The sequence below is a fragment of the Photobacterium sp. 270122K genome (assembly GCF_059941365.1).
Genome location: NZ_JBPOEN010000003.1, coordinates 44930 through 62723 on the forward strand (window position 1 = coordinate 44930; position 17794 = coordinate 62723).

At 48.5% G+C, this 17794-nt stretch carries 13 protein-coding genes; 6 read left to right on the top strand and 7 right to left on the bottom strand.

The window, feature by feature from the left end; translation table 11 throughout:
- The first annotated feature begins 466 nt into the window (after positions 1-466).
- The 3 genes from ACSF8W_RS06235 to ACSF8W_RS06245 all read left to right on the top strand — a co-directional run bounded on the left by ACSF8W_RS06235 (position 467) and on the right by ACSF8W_RS06245 (position 6089).
- On the top strand, positions 467-4054 hold the full coding sequence (locus ACSF8W_RS06235; RefSeq protein WP_500846005.1) for an ImpA family metalloprotease: 3588 nt from the start codon (positions 467-469) through the stop codon (positions 4052-4054).
- 320 nt (positions 4055-4374) lie between these two features.
- Positions 4375-5067: a nicotinamide riboside transporter PnuC gene (pnuC, locus tag ACSF8W_RS06240; RefSeq protein ID WP_500846007.1), complete on the top strand. Its 693-nt coding sequence runs from the start codon at positions 4375-4377 to the stop codon at positions 5065-5067.
- Positions 5067-6089 (top strand): AAA family ATPase, encoded by a 1023-nt coding sequence (locus ACSF8W_RS06245; protein ID WP_500846673.1) that lies wholly within the window; start codon positions 5067-5069, stop codon positions 6087-6089. Before pnuC ends, ACSF8W_RS06245 begins: the two co-directional genes overlap by 1 nt.
- Positions 6090-6160: 71 nt before the next feature.
- Here the strand turns inward: ACSF8W_RS06245 and ACSF8W_RS06250 are convergent, their stop codons facing one another.
- A complete protein-coding gene (locus ACSF8W_RS06250; RefSeq protein WP_500846008.1) occupies positions 6161-8737 on the bottom strand; it encodes a YncE family protein in 2577 nt (858 codons plus the stop codon).
- Positions 8738-9007: 270 nt separating this feature from the next.
- Between ACSF8W_RS06250 and ACSF8W_RS06255 the strand changes: the two genes are divergently transcribed.
- A complete protein-coding gene (locus tag ACSF8W_RS06255) occupies positions 9008-10441 on the top strand; it encodes a pyridoxal phosphate-dependent decarboxylase family protein (protein ID WP_500846009.1) in 1434 nt (477 codons plus the stop codon).
- Positions 10442-10514: 73 nt separating this feature from the next.
- Here the strand turns inward: ACSF8W_RS06255 and ACSF8W_RS06260 are convergent, their stop codons facing one another.
- A complete protein-coding gene (locus tag ACSF8W_RS06260) occupies positions 10515-11237 on the bottom strand; it encodes an Npun_F0296 family exosortase-dependent surface protein (RefSeq protein WP_500846011.1) in 723 nt (240 codons plus the stop codon).
- A gap of 504 nt (positions 11238-11741) precedes the next feature.
- On the opposite strand from ACSF8W_RS06260, the gene ACSF8W_RS06265 reads away from it, so the two are divergent.
- Positions 11742-12374, top strand: coding sequence for a GNAT family N-acetyltransferase (locus ACSF8W_RS06265; protein WP_500846013.1), 633 nt, complete (start codon positions 11742-11744; stop codon positions 12372-12374).
- Positions 12375-12566: 192 nt separating this feature from the next.
- Complete coding sequence (locus ACSF8W_RS06270) at positions 12567-12797, top strand: hypothetical protein (protein WP_500846015.1); 231 nt, start codon at positions 12567-12569, stop codon at positions 12795-12797.
- A gap of 70 nt (positions 12798-12867) precedes the next feature.
- Here the strand turns inward: ACSF8W_RS06270 and ACSF8W_RS06275 are convergent, their stop codons facing one another.
- From ACSF8W_RS06275 to ACSF8W_RS06295, 5 genes are all read right to left on the bottom strand, one after another.
- Positions 12868-13563 carry a pirin family protein gene (locus tag ACSF8W_RS06275; protein WP_500846017.1) on the bottom strand — a complete coding sequence of 232 codons (696 nt, stop codon included), beginning with the start codon at positions 13561-13563 and terminating at the stop codon, positions 12868-12870.
- 230 nt (positions 13564-13793) lie between these two features.
- Entirely contained in the window at positions 13794-14729 is a 936-nt protein-coding gene (locus ACSF8W_RS06280; RefSeq protein WP_500846018.1) for an HpcH/HpaI aldolase/citrate lyase family protein, read from the bottom strand.
- Positions 14726-15796, bottom strand: a complete 1071-nt coding sequence (locus tag ACSF8W_RS06285; protein WP_500846019.1) for a cysteine protease StiP family protein — start codon at positions 15794-15796, stop codon at positions 14726-14728. The genes ACSF8W_RS06280 and ACSF8W_RS06285 overlap by 4 nt, the downstream gene beginning before the upstream one ends.
- Before the next feature lie 4 nt (positions 15797-15800).
- Positions 15801-16571 carry an HAD family hydrolase gene (locus ACSF8W_RS06290; protein ID WP_500846021.1) on the bottom strand — a complete coding sequence of 257 codons (771 nt, stop codon included), beginning with the start codon at positions 16569-16571 and terminating at the stop codon, positions 15801-15803.
- The gene (locus tag ACSF8W_RS06295) at positions 16564-17703 is read right to left on the bottom strand and encodes a phosphoribosyltransferase domain-containing protein (RefSeq protein WP_500846023.1); all 1140 of its coding nucleotides are present in this window, start codon (positions 17701-17703) and stop codon (positions 16564-16566) included. The genes ACSF8W_RS06290 and ACSF8W_RS06295 overlap by 8 nt, the downstream gene beginning before the upstream one ends.
- Between the last annotated feature and the right edge of the window lie 91 nt (positions 17704-17794).

Below are 17794 nucleotides of genomic sequence, written 5' to 3' on the forward strand. Positions count from 1 at the left end.
TTGTTTGTCGACAATTTTTTGTCGCTTTTTGCGGCGGGTTTAATCGGTAGCATTAATTGATGGCATTATTGTAATTAGATCAATGCGATTTTATCGCTAATTATTTTACAGTGATGATGATGCCTGCATACAGCGTGAATACGGAATGTAATGTAAAAAAGGAGGGACGTGTAACGAATAGGCGTATTCGCTTCGGGTTTGCCTTGTTGTGATTATTTTTCATTGTTGGGCGATGCGTTTTTAGTTTTGTGACATTAAGCCACGAAATAAAATTGTCAAATTGTGCATTTTGGGTTTATTTGCATAATGCGCGCTCTTCTAAATGCGCGCTCTTCTAAATGCGCGCTCTTCTAAATGCGCGCTCTTCTAAATGCGCGCTCTTCTAAATGCGCGCTCTTCTAAATGCGCGCTCTTCTAAATGCGTGTGATAACTATGAAATTAAAAACACTCTTTTGGTCGGTCTCAATGGCATTATCTGTACACAGTGCGTTTGCCTCTGCATCGACCATTCAGTCAGCCACAAGCCTCAACAGTTACCCTACTTATCTTGAAGGTGAAGTCTATAAAGGCGGCGATGTCGTCAGTCGTGACGGTGTGCTCTACCGTTGTAAAACCGGCGCAACAGCAGGTTGGTGTTCAGGTGCAGCATGGGCTTACGCCCCCGGTACGGGTACTGCTTGGCAACAAGCATGGGAATCTGTCACGGAAGTAGATCTGCAACAACCGCTGCCCCCATCAGACCATCCACAGTATGTAGAAGGTCATCCTTATCAAAGTGGTGATATTGTCTTTAACGTAGGCCAACACTACCGCTGTAAGCCGGGGCCAAGTGTGCCTTGGTGTTCGGGTGTGGCTTGGGCATACGCACCGGGTACAGGCAGCGCGTGGGATCAAGCGTGGGAATTGGTGCCAGACAGTGACATTGAGCCGCCGATTGAACCTGAACATTACACGCTGAATGTTGCCGTGAGTGGCCAAGGTTCGGTGACACCACGTAATGTGAGCGTTGCTGCGGGTACGGACTACATGTTCCAGGTTACGGCGGCACAAGGGCATGCCCTGAAAACCATCGTTGGCTGTGACGGTGAGTTGAACGGCAATGTGTACAAGGTCACCAACGTACAGCAAGATTGTGAGATTGAAGCACAATTTGCCTCTAGTGTTGATTTAGCCATTGAACGTGATGATCACACGTATGCGTCTGAGTCTGAATTGTTGTCAGCGATGCGTGATGAGCTGCATCGATTGGGTAGCCAGCACGACGATAATATCGACATGCTGTTGGCCAATCTCCCATCCAGCATGAGTTGGACACCGTCGAAGGTGTCGGTATCGGTTGATCGCTACAACCCTGAAATGTCGTTTCCCGTTTTAATGTCCAATGTTGACCATTCAGGGCAAGATGCATCAAAAACCTTGATGACGTTGAGTGAAAAAGCCGGTCACCGTTTTGGCTTTGTTGGCTCGAACCTGTTTTTATCAGGCGGCAATAATGACACCGATGCGGTAGTGAAAAATACCCTCGCTTGGTTGACGCAGCAATCGCTGTCACCTGAATCCACCTTGTCTATTGCCATCAGTCAGGTGCAAAGCAGCCATTATCGTGACATCAAAAATTGGCTAGAAACGCATTTGCCGAATGCGACGATCAATACGCTAGAAAGCTGTGACTACGACCAAATGAATGCGTGTGTTGAAGACATGGATGCAGATTTGGTGATTTTTGGTGCATTTGATGGCCAGAAAAAAGGCGCAGACCAAACCGACCGAGAACTAGAGCAATTGATCGCGAAGAAGATCCCTATCTTTGTGTCGTTTGCCTTCTCACACGGTAAGCAGCCAATGATGGCGAGCACGCTGCAGTATGGTGAGTTCACTTATGCTTCCAACTATAACCTTGGCGCAAAGTTGGATAACTTCTCAGTTGACGAGCTAAAAGCGACCTTAAAAACCCGTCCAGCGCCACTGTTGGCATTGGCGCGTTATGTGGATGACTTGGAAACCGGGGAATTTGATCCGCAGCTAACCCTGCTTTGCGGCAACTTCTTAACATGTGTGAATGATGCCAGCGCCGCTTTGAACACGAGTGATTTTGGTATCAGTACTCAATGGCTACGTCAAAGTGTGATTCAGCTCGACCAAGCCGGCATTGATGTGTTTAGCCTTGATACGCATCGCTTACTGAAAATAGCGCTGTTGTTGGCGGATAAGTATCGCATTGGGATCGACTACCCAATGACGACGGCGGATGTGACTGAATGGCAAAAAGCCAGCTTCGCGGATTCCATTGTGAGTTATGCGCGTGTGAATAACGTCGCGCAGCCCGATTTGGGTGATTTTGTGTTAGACCGCTCGCAGCTGGAAATCGGTAAAGGCACACCTTACGCAAAACCTGACACAGTGACTGAGCGTAAAGCATTCTCTGTGCCATTTAACAACCAGTGGACAGCAACGGGCTGGTACGCATTGCCGGGCGAAGCGTTTACGTTAACCCGTCATGACGCCGCCGAGCATGATGTGCAAGTGGTGCTCAATTTCCGTCGTTCAAATGCGAACCGCATGATGGACACCAAAAAGTATCTTGCACCACAAGGTGTCAGTGAACAGGCCTATGTACAGCGTCGTTTGACTCTGAAAACCGGTGAGGCCGTTACGATGTCAACGCCATACGGTGGGCCGATTTACCTGTCGTTCATTAACGGTAACGGTGAACTGGCTGCTGAGGTGACGGCTTCTGGTGTGGCACAACACCCGTACATTGATGATATTCATTCCCCTGAGCAACTTGCGCGTTTCGAGCAAATGTTGAATGAAACGGAATTGCCACAGGTGGATGTGAAAACCGAAGGTTACGAGCAACACTTACGTAAAGACCGTTTCTTGGACGGTATTAACGATACATACCCGACGATTGCCGCTTTGCTGAATGCCTCACGTGAAGAGCACATCGATGTGCTTTACGCCCGTGCGGGTTTTAAAGTGCCAGGCAAAAAACTGGATGAATCGTTCACGCCAACGTTCCTGAACATTTGTACCTCACTGTTTGGGGCTGATTGCTTGGATGACAGTCTTCATACACGTCCGTTTATTCAGCATGCTAACTACGATCAAAACGCCCATTGTGGTTCAGGTTGTAGCGGTAACCCGTACGACTCCGGTTCGCCATTAAGCCCACGTGGCTGGTTGGATAACCATGAGCTAGGCCACGGTCTACAAAAACGTGAAATTGATCTTCATTATGTAGAAGAAGAGAATAAGAACAATTGGAAATCATACCAGCGTCGTTCAGGTGAATCGCAAAATAACGTGTTTGCCTTCAACCAACGTTGGAATTACCACTTTGTGACCGATCAAAGCACGGAAGTGATCCCAACGCCCTATGATGATAAAGATTTGTTCTTTGCCTTCATGTCAGATGTGAATGACGTGACGAATGCGGAAGGTGAACGTGTGGTATTGCGCGGCAACTGTTCATTGTATGCGAACCCAGAAGGGCGAGACCGTTACACGGCGTCATGGTCAATCAACAAGGATGCGCATTACCCGCTTCACATCTACATTCAGATGATTTTGCAGGCTCATAAATTGGAAATGCCAAATGGTGCGGTATTGGAAAATGGCTTCGACATTTTCACCTTGTTGCACCAACATGTGCGTATGTTTGATCGTCATGCGGTAGATGAAAAATCGTGGTTGGCTAACCGTGATCGCTTAGGTTTCAGTGAGTTTGATTACCAAGGCAACGCACTGTACGGCGGTCAGAAAGTGTCTTACATGCCGGGTAATGATTTCCTCTTGATCTCGCTAAACTACATGACGCAGCGTGACTGGAGTGCCTTGTTTGATTTAGCCGGATTACGTTACTCTGATCTGGCTAAAACTCAGGCTGCCATGCATGTGACGAAAGCGCCGATGCCTTTAGGCATGTATGTGCAAGGTAAGCAGTACCCCGGTGTGAATTTATCCGATGATTTGATTTTCTTGCCATTGGATCATAACGATAAATCAACCCGTTGGCCGCTGGATAACACGTCACCGGTTGACTGCCAATAAGTCAGTGACCGCCGTACACTATGGCCGGCGTGAGCACTGTTAATACACAAAAGCCCGTTGAATCATTCAACGGGCTTTTTTCGTTACTGCCTTGTACAACGACAAGCATGATTTATGGGATTCAGACAGCGCTTTTAACGCATCAATATACTTTTCTGGGGGCTCATAGACACGTTGTTTGGTTGTGCGGATAGCCCCATTTCAAGAGGGCCTACACATAGGGTGTGACGCCTACCGAGAAATCCTTTTTATCTGCTCAGTTAACCAATAAGGCTCTGATATTGTGCAGTTTTATTTCGTAGAGAATTGGAATCTCAAACATGCATAACAGTAGTAACGTGCTTATGGATACATCGAGCCAGCGGGCAGTGCGCCGTTGGAACATCGGATTGATCGCCATTGCGACAATGTACGCGGTGTTTTTTACTGATAACGATATGTTCTCATCGTTGGTGTTAGTGAGTGGAGTGTTGTGTGTCACCTTGGTGGCGTCGGGTATCAAAGAATCACACTTGATCGGTATCGTTAACTCATTGACCTATGCCTATCTCACGTTTGGCGAAGGGTTATATGGTGAGTTTGCACTGAATGCTTTCTTCTATTTACCGATGGGGATTGTGGGTTATTTAGCGTGGAAAAAGCATTCTAATGGGGCGATTGTTTCTATGCGTCGTTTGAGTAAACCGCGAGTTTTGCAACTGATGGGGTTGCTGGTGGTGAGCACTGCTGTTGTGTACGCAATTTTGTCGCAATTACCGGGACAGAACCTGTCTTTTCTGGATGCAATCACGAACCAATTCGCCATTGTCGCTACGCTATTGATGGTACTGCGTTACCGTGAGCAGTGGTTTTTCTACATCAGTTTGAATGTATTAATGATTGTGCTGTGGTCAATGCGTTATATCGCGGACAGTAGTGCGGCAGATAGTATGATCGTGATGTGGGCACTTTTCCTTGCTAACAGTATCTTTGGCTTTATTCGTTGGACTCGATTATCGACGGAGGCTTCGTGATGCAAACCAAGAAGCAAAGCGTTGGCCTGACATTAGGTAAGTATTCACCGTTTCATAAAGGCCATGAGTATTTGATTGAGCAAGCATTGCAGGTGGTGGATCAACTGTATGTGATGGTGTACCCCTCAGATCTAACCCCCGTGCCGCTTAAGCGTCGTGCCGCGTGGATCACGCAGCGTTTTCCGCAAGTTAAGATCATAGAAGCGTGGGGCGGGCCGGAAGGCTATGGTGACACACCGGAAATAAAACGGGTGCAAGAAGCGTTTATTTTGGAAAAGACGGCGGGTCTGAATATCACTCACTTTTTTAGCAGCGAATTTTATGGCGATCATGTGAGTAAAGCATTAGGCGCTAAAGATATGCGGGTGGATGAGCGGCGTCTGACGGTGCCTATTTCGGCGACGGTTATCAGGGAGGACCCGTTTGCTCAGCGGGAATGGATGAGCCCGCATGTGTACCGTGATCTTATTACCAAAGTGTGTGTTATGGGGGCGCCGTCTACGGGGAAATCGACACTGACAAAAGCTTTAGCCGATCATTTTAATACGGTGTTTATGCCCGAATACGGGGCGACATATTGGTTAGAGCATCAGGTAGACAGGCGGATCAGTCTGGCGCAATTTGAGGAGATATCCCCCGAACACATGCGACAAGAACACGCTTTGTTGCCGCAGGCACGTGAATACTTGTTCTGTGATACTTGCCCGATCACCACCTATGTGTTTGCCAAAGATTATCATGGGTGTGCAGGGCCGCAATTAACGGCGGATGCACTGATGGCAGAGAAGGATTACGATCTGTTTTTTGTTTGTGATACTGATATCCCATATGCCGACACGTGGGATCGCAGTGGGAATCAAAAGCGTGAGTGGTTTCAGCAGCAAATTTTGGATGATTTGCACGAACGCCGAGTGCCGTACATTGTATTGCGCGGGGATGTCGCCAGCCGCGTTGAGCAGGTAGCTCAGGTATTACGCCAGTTTACTAAGTTCAGTAATCGTTATGCGTCAGTGAACGGCTGACGGGTGTGTTGTGTTTCGCGAAATAAAAAGGGTCGCTAATGCGACCCTTTGTCTTTTTCCGTTAACGGCGATTATTTCGCTGTTATCGGGTGATTGTTGAAGTACTCAATCGCCCAGTTAGTGTGACCTTCTGGGAACGGTACACGTAGGTGCTCAGCAATGCCGTTGTGCAACAATTCACGTGGTGACGTGTAGAAGGCATTGATGTTGTCATCGATGTACGGCAGCGTTTTGTCCAGTAGCATCATGTGATGCATATTGCTGATCAACGGTTGGAAGCCTGCCCCACCATTGGCGTATGCACTGTCGTGGCTACCAAAGCCGTGACCGAATTCATGGGCCAAAATACCAAAACCTTCACGGTAGTAGTGGCTGTAGAACAACCAGGTATCAATACCCAGCACCGAGCCGCCGCCCAGACCACCACCGATGGTGGATACGCCCAGTTCAATCAGATCACGGTTCATGAAGTTCTGGTAAACGCGTGTGTAATCTTCAACGGTGAAGTTACCGTTTGGCGCGTCGACTGGACCTGCATTGCCATAGAACTCTTGCGTGCCTTGGCCCCATGTTTCTTTGTAGTTGAACCAAATGTGTTCAAACTCAGGGCTGTTCATGATGTAAGCAAAGTTGGCCATCATCACCATCCACTCACGCGCGTAAGGCCCCGAGATGCGCCCCCAGTTGCCGTGGGTTTCCGGGCTGTAGGTACCAAAACGAAGACGCCAGTTTGGCTTCAGATCGGTAATTTTCTGTACGAACGTATCTGTGTCTGACGTCAGACGAATATCGATCAGATTAGACGGCATGTAAGAGATGTCTTTCAGGCCCATGATAGTCACAGACTGACCATCAGTGGTGGTTGGGTAGTAGACGTTCTCTTCCAGTGTTTGGTCCAGCTTGAAGGACGTGAATGGTTCTAATTCGTTAATGTTACCGAGCTTGATCCATGGGCCAGTTTTGCCGAAACGTGCTTCCACATCTAAATCGTGGGTACGTTGTGCGGCGTAGCTGGTGATTTCCAGGCTGTCCAAACGTTGTTTACCTGAAAGTAGGCGATTCACGCGTACTTCGTGGTTTTGTGTCAAACTTTCCCAGCTTTCTTCGTTGGTTAACAGCTGTTTTTTCTCGACGTCAGACGCGTTCAGATCAAGCTCGGGTACAGGATCCCAAGCTGGTGCATTGTTCACGTAGACTTTTAGCGATTCCATATCCGCCAGCAGGATCGTGTTGTCCTGTAGCATCGCCAATGTATCGTTGTTCGCGGCTAAGTCCCAGCTTGCCTTCGTGCTGATTTCTTTGTCTTGTTTGTCGTTGTAGTAGGTGTTGAACTCAAAGGCAGGGGCGTCTGCGACACCACCTTGGGTAAATTCTAATTCGCCTTTATTAAAGACTTCGATTTTACCTTGGCTAGTACCGGTGAATACGCTGCCATCTTGGGCTTCATACACGTTACGACGTTGTGATTTGTCGATGATCTGTTTTGCCGGAATCAACGTTTGACCCGGTACGATCTGATCAATGCCAAACACATATGTTTTGCTGTTGTCGAAGCTTACGATCAGCTCGTTCGCTACCACTTCCATTTTCAGGTTGCGCCAGATGCTGTCGCTTTCAGGCAAATCAAAGAAGGCATGTTTAGCGGCACGTTTGTGGTTTGCCAGTGTGAGATCACTTTGTTTGTAGATAGAGATCTTACCGGTAATGTCTGCGACAAACACATAGTCATCGTTAGCGGCCACGCTGTGTGGGTGCGTCAGAGCGGTAGAGAATGTATCGCCCCAATATACGCCGGTACCCAGTGACATGATGATTTGGTCATTGTTATTTAAGTCATACACATCGACACGGTTCGACGACAACGACGCCACAAACAGGCGACCGTTGTGCTCCGTCACATCACTCACGATACGGTAGGTTTCTTCCTGACCGTTCAGTGTAAAGCCTGTGATTGGCGGTAGGGCTTTTTGCGTGCGCATGTCATAGCGGTCGATGCGTGAGAAACCGCTATGGGTGTTACCGACGTAGACTTTATCACCGTGCAGCGCGACAGATTCAGGGATGAAATCGCCGGATTGTGCGTAGCCGAAGGTTTCATGTGTGATTGGGGTGCCTTTACCCAGGTAACGCAACGTTTGGTGAGAGCGGCCCTCATCCACCTGACAGGTGCTGATCTCCAGAGAAAATGGTGTTTTGCTACCATCAGCGGCCGTGAATGGGCGTGATGGGTTGTATTCCATCAAACAGCCGTTGCCGTAATCGTAGTTACCGTAAATGCGGTTCACCGCAACCATGCCGCGTTCATATAGACTCAGTTCCCAATCTTCATTGAAGAAGCCAAAGATGTGGCGGAATATTTCTTCGTTATGGAAAGGGCGAGGAATATCAAAGTACAGGTGATTATTTTCCCCCACTTCATATTCACGGCCATCAACCATGATAAAGCGACGACCATCGCGTTGGATGACATTTTTCTCATCGCTGGCATAAGTACGAAGCTCTTCAATACGCTCGTTCATCATGCGGTGTATGGTCTGCATCTCTGTTACATATTGTTGTTCAGTAACAGCATCGTGAGCGGGTGCAGCAACGGCGTAAGGGGCGGCCAATACGCTGCCTAGCAGGCCTGCAAGGAGTGTTTTTTTCATGGTTGTCATCTCTGCGGGGGGATTTGTAATGAAATGTAACGCAGTGAAAGAGAAACAAAAAAGCAGTCGTAACATTCCGTGGCTTAAGATCACAAAAATGCATTTAGGTGTCGGCGTGCTTATTGTTAAATAGGTTATTTAATGAATGATGTTCTATAGGTAGGGGAGATAGAGACGAAAGAGAGAAAATGTGAATTGTCGTGAAATGGTAAATTCCACCTGTTCGAAAACGATAGGATGAAGCCTCAATAAAGACCGGAGGACAGTCCCATGGGACACGCATTTAATCAGTATCAATCCCCGCTTCAACGTTCATGTGAGCATGCCGTTTCGTACATTGAATCTCTACCTGAGCGCAAAATCGATCAGGTCGCTACGTCAGAGCAACTACGTCATGCGCTAGGAGGGCCATTGCCGCTTGAAGGGAGCGATCCGGCTGCCGTGATTGATGAGATGGTGAAAAACGTTGATGCAGGGCTGATTGCATCAGGTGGCCCGCGTTTCTTCGGTTACGCCATTGGTGGCGCTTTGCCAGCTTCCCTTGCCGCTGACTGGTTGGTGAGCGCGTGGGATCAAAACGTGCCGTATTATGTCTCTAGCCCTGCGATGGCGGTGGTGGAAGAAACCGCCGCAGAATGGATGGTGGAATTGTTGGGATTAACGCCAGGTTCAGCGGTGGGCTTTACCTCCGGGGCGCAAGAAGCGATTTATACCGCGCTGATCACTGCCCGTAACACCTTGTTGCAACGAGCAGGATGGGATGTCGCTACGCAAGGCTTATACGGTGCGCCGCGTATCAATGTCGTTCTCAGCGATCAAATCCATTCCACCATTAAGCGTGCACTATCGATGATCGGTATCGGCCTGAACGACATCATCAAAGTGCCGACCGATGATAACCTGCGTATGTTGCCGGAAGCACTGCGTGACATTATGGCCAACTGTGAAGGGCCGACCTTGGTATGTGCACAAGCGGGCTGTATTGATTCCGGTGCGTTTGATTTGTTTGATGAGATTGCCGATTATGTGGCGGCACACCCGAATGCGTGGTGCCATGTTGATGGTGCGATTGGCCTGTGGGCTGCTGCCAGTGATAAACAAAAGCATTTGTTGAAAGGGATCGAGCGCATCGATTCCATCGATACTGACGGCCACAAGTGGTTCAACATGCCGTACGACTGCGGCATGGTGATAGTGAAGGATCCATCCGCGATCACCACAGCCATGGGCGGCAACAATATGGGCGATTACCTCGATGATGCGATGGCCAAGCCTGATCGCAATGCGATTAACTTTGGTATTTCAGCATCACGCCGTGCGCGCGGGGTACCGGTATATGCTGCCTTTAAATCATTAGGTAAAGCCGGTATCGCGGCGCATTTGGATAACTGTACCGATTTGGCCCAATTGATGGCTGCACAACTGGCCGAAGTGGAAGGTATTACGATTTTGAATGAAGTGGTGTCGAACCGATTCTCTGTGCAATTTGGCACGGGAGATGCGGCATCGCGTGATGTATTGACAGAGCGGGTGGTGCACCGCCTGCAGCAAGAAGGGTATTTATATCCGTCGACATCCGGCTACAAAGGCGCAAAAACCATGCTGATTTCAATCCTGAATTATCACACCAGCCTGGAAGATGTACTGACTTCTGTCGAGAAAATATTGGCTGCCTTTGAGGCAGAGAAGGCAGCGATGGTGTAGTCACCTCTGACAGTGTATTTTTAATAAGCGCGATGGGTGATGAGCTACTCGCGCTTTCGTTTTCCTGATGTGATCATAGGGATAGCTTTGCCTGAATACGTCGACGAGCGTGTACCAATGGCAGCAAGCTTAAGGCAAGCGCACCTAAATGAATAGGTTCCGAAATGGAGACAACCAGTGTGCCGCCTGAAGACTGGATCGCACTGGCGACGGTATGGTTATCCGTTTCAAAATTTGAACCATAGAAAACAATGGATTGGATTTTGTATGCTTCCGTTGTCGCGTTCAAATTCACAAATGCATACGTCTCATTGGCATTTTGATTATTGAAATTGGTATTGCCATAATGATTAAGCGTCAGTGCATCAGATGAGAATACATCTTCGGTTGTAAATTCTAAGGTTTCTTCCATGGTTCTGACCTGCAATTTATTCCCGTCATTCCCAGCACTCCACCAAAACCCAAAGTAGCCGACAGGTTCATCGAAGTTTAGTAACACTTGGGTATTATTTTGCGGGCTAACGAACAGGTAATTGCCTTCACCTCCCGCCCCGCCATATTGATCAGCCTCTTTGATCATGGGATCGCCACGAAGAGTAATGTAATTACCAAACTCTGACGTGACAAATCCACTGAATGTGCCGGTTGGCCAATCATCAAAGGTTTCCACGGTTTTTGGACCATTAATTTGTGACTCTTCTATATAGGCGTCTTCTATCGAGAAGACTAACGATGCCTGTGCTGCAGTGCTGCCAAGAAGGCAAGCAAAAAGTGTCGTGATAATGGCCTTTGTCATAACTGTTTCCCTACCCAAATGAGACATAAGTAGATTGAGCAATAAGCAGGCCATTTATTATCTTATTGAAAATGAATAAAAAGTCTCGTGTCTAAGAATTGCAAACTGCAATGGTCGTGATATGCATTGTTTTTTGCGGGGAAACAGATGATGAGCCTCGCGGTGTGTTGTTAACGTCAAACCGCAGAGGTTTTTTCAGTAGACCGCACAAACAACGCATCGCTTCATTGCGCGTATTTTTAGATCTGGTTATTATCCCCGCGCCTAAAACGATACAGAGCGGTCAGGTTATTCCGCTCATTACTTCTCCTGTTTCGATATGTGATTATCGTTGCCGCCAATCATAACGTTGTGGTTTATGGCGATGAGAAGTAAGCATTCAGCGCACTCTGCGACACCATGGCACTGGCCCTATTTTTATGGGGTGGTGCGCCATGCTTGTGTATTTCATATCGCAACAACGTTTTTGCATCACTTCGTTTGTTAACGCAATTTGGAGCGATTATGTCTTCTCATTACACCATTCAGCCAATTCATCCTGCAGACTCATCCGCTATCATTGATGTGATTGTAGAAGCATTTTTTACTGGGCAACTTGATTACGAAGGCAATGACGAAGCCGATTTTCGGGATTACTTAGCCTACATGTGCACACGTTGTGCAGAGACCGGACTGGGCTTTGTGGCGCGATGCACCCAGACAAACAAAGTGATCGGTAGTGTTTTATGTAGCGATCTCGTTGAGACCTTTCAGTCAGAATTTTTCCAAGATGACTTCACTGGCGATCCTATGATGGGGCTGCTCAAGCAACTGAACCAGCGGTATTTCACGTCATTCGATATTTCACCCAATATCTACCTCAATATTAAATTCATTGGTGTCGCAGCTCAATTTGCCGGTCAAGGCGTGGGAGTTGCTCTACTGCAAGCGGTGTTAGCACAAGGTGCGGTGCAACAATTTGCTTACGCACACACCGAATCGGCCGGCAGTCGTTCGCAATATTTGTTCGGCAAGAAGATGAGCTTTGAGGACGTCGCGACCCTCAATTATGCGGATTATATTTTCCAAGGGACGACACCGTTTGTGCCGAGCGAAGATCACCAGTCGATTCAGTTGATGATTAAGGCGCTAGGCTAAACCGCTTTTTCTTAATCCCCCTGCTTGTGATGTCCCATACGGGTTGGGGAATTGCGCTTTTCACTCTGGATTCCGAGAACATTGACATCACTCTCAAAACATAATTGAACGTCGTTTATACATGGTTGCGTGGTGGGATTTATTTTAGTTTAGCGATGAAGACATTGATGGAAATGGCGAATGGAGGCACTGATGCTTACAAGGATGTGGTTGAGGAAAGTGGCGGCATTCACTTTATTGGATCAGGCGCCGGGTCTGATTTACTGGGGGGGTGCGATATACGGGATCTTTCAGCTAATGGAGCATGCTCCGAATGCCGCGATTGCGGGTATTTTCCTTGTCGTGTATTTGTTTGCGGTGACATTGGTTTACATGAAGCTCTCAAAAGCCTGTCGTCGTTATTTTAAAGGCCCGTCAGCATAACTGAGCGAGCTTTTGCTTTTTGGGAAAGAGATCGGGTAATGATTATTGACAATGCGCCCGGTAGTCATGATCACGGCAAATCAAACACCAGCGCCGTGATAGTGCAGTCACCAACATTGCGCAGTGTCAGTGCGACTTCATCACGGATCTTTGCCCCATCGCCCGCCAATAATGCCACTTCATTGACCGCTAATTCTCCTTCCACCTGATGAATGTACACCTGACGACCCGCTGCAACAGGCATCGTGTGTGATGTGTGGGGCGGCAGTGTCAGTTGATACAGAGTCATATCTTGCTTGATCTGTAGCGTGCCTTGTTGACCGTCTGGCGTTGCGATTTGTGTTAATCCGGTTTGCACGGCAAAGGCTTTTTGTTGGTAGCCCGGTTGGCCGCCGACGGTATTGGGCTGGATCCAGATCTGCAGCAAATGCAATGCCTCAGTATCGGATGGGTTGAACTCACTGTGGGCGATCCCCCGTCCGGCTGACATCAGTTGGAATTCCCCAGCTGGCAGCGTTTCTACATTCCCTTCACTGTCCCTGTGGGCAATGCTGCCCTTGAGGACAAAGGTGATGATTTCCATGTCTTTATGGCCGTGGGTATCAAACCCTGCTCCGGGTTGAATGGTGTCATCATTAATGACGCGAAGGGCGGAAAAGCCCATGTGGGCGGGGTCGTAATACTCCCCAAAAGAAAAGGAATGGTGCGTATGGAGCCAGCCGAAATCTGCTTGGCCGCGTTCGTTGGCATAACGGAGTGTGATCATTGTGCTGTCTCCTGTTGATGATTCCATTTAATTGTAGAGACATGGCACACAACAAAAAACAGCACGGCATTGACCATCTTGGTCAGTTTTTTCGATGAAGTAACTTTTCGATGACGTAATTTTTTAAGGAAATAACTTAAGCTTAATCGCCGCCTTAAAAGAAAAAGAGCCAGCGTTCCAAGAGAGGAAAGAAGCACTGACTCTGCGTTATGGGAGGCGTTGCCACGCGGTTACTGATTTACAAACTCTTTGGCATTGGCCGCTTCTGGGGTTTTTAAGCCAAACAGCTGACGGCGTTCAAGGATGTTCATCGCCCACTGACGGTGCGTGGCCGGCTCGCACATTGCGCCGCCGTGTTGATAAACTGCCTGTGTGCTATTGATGATGCGAATGGCGTCTTCATATTCTGACGGTTCCACCATCCATGCTTCATGAATATATTCAATCTGACTGGGGTGAATGGCGGTTTTGCCGACTAACCCGTGGATCAAATCTTGCTGCAGTTCCTGTTCCAGTAACTCACCTTTATCAATCAACTCAAACACGGGGGACGTGAGCGCAAAGCCTTTCGCACCAAAGGTGCAGGTGAGCATTTTAATCACGTAATTCAGCGGCCCTTCATAGATAGTCGCGGTGCGTGAACGGCGGATCCCCAAAATACTCATCAGATCATTACCACCGATCCGCAGGGCAATGATCCGATCCCGCATCGGGCTGTTGATCAAGGCATTGGCCAGTTGCTGCATTGCCTGCCCATCAAACACATCTTGCGTCTCTAGGGTTGGCATCCAGATTAAATGCGTCGGTGCCGTGATCGCTTCCCACTCCGCAAGCGTATCGAGTGTGAATTTAGGAAACACAAACCCATCAATGCCCGTTAGATCATAATCGGCCACAATGTGCGCGGCCATCTCCAAGTGCCGTGGGCGAATGAAAATGATCGGTTGTTCGTGGTTACGGCGTTTTTTTGCCAGCGTCGCGGTAATCGTTTTTAAATTGAGTAACGCGAGTTCGATATCTTGTTCTGCCACCGCATCTTCTAAGCAAATCACCATTGAACGCAGATGGGGGATCTTATTGCGTAGCGCCACGTTCACGATGTCATCGCGGGTCGCGGGCATATACAGGGTCGCCCCCAAGGAATAAGGAGAGTGTTTCATCATCATAATACCTTCTTGATGATCGTCGTGGCACGGTACTGACCAAGACGCGAACCGGCTTCAATCACCGTGATGTTTTTCTTCTGGGCTAAATGCACCAACAACTTTACGTCCGGATCGTTTATGTCTCTGACCAGCACGTGATCCGGTACGCGGCGTAATACCGCGCGGGTCGCTTCTGCGATGCCGGGCTTTATGCGGTTGATGTGATCAACCTGATAAGCATCCTGCAAATGGGTCAATACCGCTTGTGACAGATCGGCCAATGCGGTGTGCTCTGCATCTGATGGTGTTTGCCATGTCAGGTCTTCGAGGGTGATGTGCTGTTGCAACACACTGATCCGGTCCACTAATGCGCTACTGCATGCGTAGTCCGCCAGATGATCGCAAATCACACAGCCGTGATAATCATCGCTCGACCAGACGGAACGTGACACCAAGCCCGATACCGGTGCGCCTAAAATGCCAAACGGGATCAACCAGTCTTCATACGACGCACTTAACCATGCCATGCCACAAGGGTCTGCCAGTACCACTAAGCGAGGCTTGGCCGGATAGCCGTTACGTTGTGACAATGAGGCGGTGAGCTGACGGGTGATTGCACCTTTACCGGTCCAGCCATCGACAAACACAATGCTGTCTGTACCGTGCTTGGCTTCTATTTCAGACAGAGCTTTGTCATCAATGCCCCGGTCGCGAATAATGCTGATCCCGTAGTGATAAGACGGATGCCCCAGTTGCTGCAACGCACGGTGCAGCATGACCCCTAAAGGCACGCCTGCACGGACCAAGCTGGCGAGCACAATTGGTCGGTCAGAAAATTGCTCACGCAGTTGTAGTGCAAGTACCATCACTTCTTTCGCCAGACGCTGTTCGCCGTCGGCTAAGGCTTGGGCATAAATCGACAAATGTTCGTCAGAGGGGGCGGGCTCTTGGCTGAGCATGTCAGAGTAATGCGCTTGTCCTGATTGAATCAGCCTCTCTTTTTCCTCAACCGGTGTCATGTCGAGCTCAATCGGCTTGAGTAAAAACGTAATGTCGTTGGGCGAATAAGCTCCAGAAAACGTCGTCATAGGGTTACTCCGCCTGATCAATGTGGGCCAATAAAGGGTGGGACAGCTGGCTGTGTTGTGGCATGCCAAACCACGTGCATTGACGTAAGAACGTCATATCGCTAAGGCTGTCGCCAAGGCCGATAATGGGCTTATCGGGTTCAACTGCACGGATTTTATCGATGAGGTAACGGGTGGCTTTGCCTTTTTCAATGCAGTGCGGCAGCCACGCAATGTTGTTGTCATTGCGATGAATGTAGAACCCGTCGATTCCCAGCTCACGATCCACTTGATCCGCCACGGCATACAGCTCGTCAATCTTGCTGCTGTCAGTGTGTTTGGCGACTAAATAGATGGCCTGACCGTCGTACTCATAGTTAATACGCGCCCACGCTTCGATATTGGCTTGTTTGAAGGCCGCGGTTAATGCGGCTTGACGATCGTGCAATTGCTGCTGGTAAGGGATCAGCGCGGTTAGGATCTGATCTTGCCATTGCGGATCCGGTTGATCGTTAGGCATGGTGATCACCGCGCCATGGGTCATCACTTTCCATGACGTAAACGGAATGGTGACGCGGGCGGTTTCTTCTGTGCCCCGTGCGGTTACCGGGATGACATCGGCGTGTGTTAATAGCCAATCGACAAAATAGGCCTGCTCTTGCGAGAAAAAACTGCGGGGGGTGAGTGACCGATCAAGGGCAGCCGTTTCAGCCGGTGTTTGCCCTTTTAAGTGCATTTTGCGTTGGGTTTGAAACAGGTTGTCGTCGAGATCAACCAAAAAAAGCGGCTTAGTCATAAACGGCAACCTCTACGGTGTGAGCAAGTGGGGCAAGTGCCTTGAGAAAAGCGGGATCGATATCGTTATCACGGGTTTCAACGCACACGATGATCCGATCGAAAGATTGATGCGCCACGTTGTAACAGAAGTTAGGGATGTTAAGCCCATAGTTATCGGTAAAGGCCAAACTGGATTGGATGGCGAGCCCTTCGGCAATCGGGGATCGGGTGGTCGAGCTAAACAGCACGTCAGCCCCTTGTTGTTCAAGGTGTTCGGCCATGAGAAACGGCGGATACAGAAACTCCCCCGTACCGAGCACCAAAATACGTTCACCAGCGTGGGCGTGATAACGATCAACCCAGCCTTTGCCGTTGTAATGGGTCATGCCCAGACGTCCCCAATCTTGTCGACTGGACAGCATCGCGGCCCCTTTTTCTGTCACGTTGACATCCGGCATGTCGGGAAGGGGGGCGAGCGGGTTCGGTTGCCATTCCCATTGTCCTTTCATTAAAGCCAGTGATGTAATGGATATTTCTGGCTGTGTGTTTTTTTGCAGCGTAGAGAGGCGATCCCCTGACCAATCGGTTAACGTGACAGTAATTATCTGTGTAATGCCTCGTAAACCGGCATGTAATAATGATGAAATTAAATTATTAAAGGTGCGGCCTGTTGTTGCTTCATCATCAATTAAGATCAGCGTCTTATATTTATTGAAAAAAGAGGATCTTGTTTCATTTGATGGTAAATAAATAAGGTGATCGGTTGCGTGAGAATGTTCTTCTTTAAATTCACACAATAATTCGCCATCAACAGGGTGACGGGTCGTGGTTAATAATACACTGTCAGAGTAGTGTTTGTGTGCTTCTTCAAATACACCGCCTGCTAACCCAACGGCAGTTTCGGCCATACCGATAAATAAAACAGGGCCAGAGATATTATTGGGGATTTCTTGTACCAAATATTGATAAGCGGATCGCATTTTCTTCGGGGATACAGGAATATGCTTGCCGAGAATTTTACTGACAAATAAAAAAGAGCGTTTCGGGTTTTTCCTTTCTGCAAAGTCAAATAAATCAGTATCTTGCCACTTGCTTTGGGCGATATTCATGCGAATGGTGCCCGTCGAAAGTTGTTGTTTGCGCTTATTCATAAAATCGGCTTATAACGTCGTATTAGAGGGCACAATGTGCATGATGGAATTATCGATACTACAAAGCGTTTGTCACACCTCATACAGATTA

Coding starts and splice junctions, on each gene's coding strand:
- ACSF8W_RS06235 (WP_500846005.1), top strand. CDS start 467: ATGGCATTATCTGTACACAGTGCGTTTGCCTCTGCATCGACCATTCAG.
- pnuC (WP_500846007.1), top strand. CDS start 4,375: ATGCATAACAGTAGTAACGTGCTTATGGATACATCGAGCCAGCGGGCA.
- ACSF8W_RS06245 (WP_500846673.1), top strand. CDS start 5,067: ATGCAAACCAAGAAGCAAAGCGTTGGCCTGACATTAGGTAAGTATTCA.
- ACSF8W_RS06250 (WP_500846008.1), bottom strand. CDS start 8,737: ATGAAAAAAACACTCCTTGCAGGCCTGCTAGGCAGCGTATTGGCCGCC.
- ACSF8W_RS06255 (WP_500846009.1), top strand. CDS start 9,008: ATGGGACACGCATTTAATCAGTATCAATCCCCGCTTCAACGTTCATGT.
- ACSF8W_RS06260 (WP_500846011.1), bottom strand. CDS start 11,237: ATGACAAAGGCCATTATCACGACACTTTTTGCTTGCCTTCTTGGCAGC.
- ACSF8W_RS06265 (WP_500846013.1), top strand. CDS start 11,742: ATGTCTTCTCATTACACCATTCAGCCAATTCATCCTGCAGACTCATCC.
- ACSF8W_RS06270 (WP_500846015.1), top strand. CDS start 12,567: ATGCTTACAAGGATGTGGTTGAGGAAAGTGGCGGCATTCACTTTATTG.
- ACSF8W_RS06275 (WP_500846017.1), bottom strand. CDS start 13,563: ATGATCACACTCCGTTATGCCAACGAACGCGGCCAAGCAGATTTCGGC.
- ACSF8W_RS06280 (WP_500846018.1), bottom strand. CDS start 14,729: ATGATGATGAAACACTCTCCTTATTCCTTGGGGGCGACCCTGTATATG.
- ACSF8W_RS06285 (WP_500846019.1), bottom strand. CDS start 15,796: ATGACGACGTTTTCTGGAGCTTATTCGCCCAACGACATTACGTTTTTA.
- ACSF8W_RS06290 (WP_500846021.1), bottom strand. CDS start 16,571: ATGACTAAGCCGCTTTTTTTGGTTGATCTCGACGACAACCTGTTTCAA.
- ACSF8W_RS06295 (WP_500846023.1), bottom strand. CDS start 17,703: ATGAATAAGCGCAAACAACAACTTTCGACGGGCACCATTCGCATGAAT.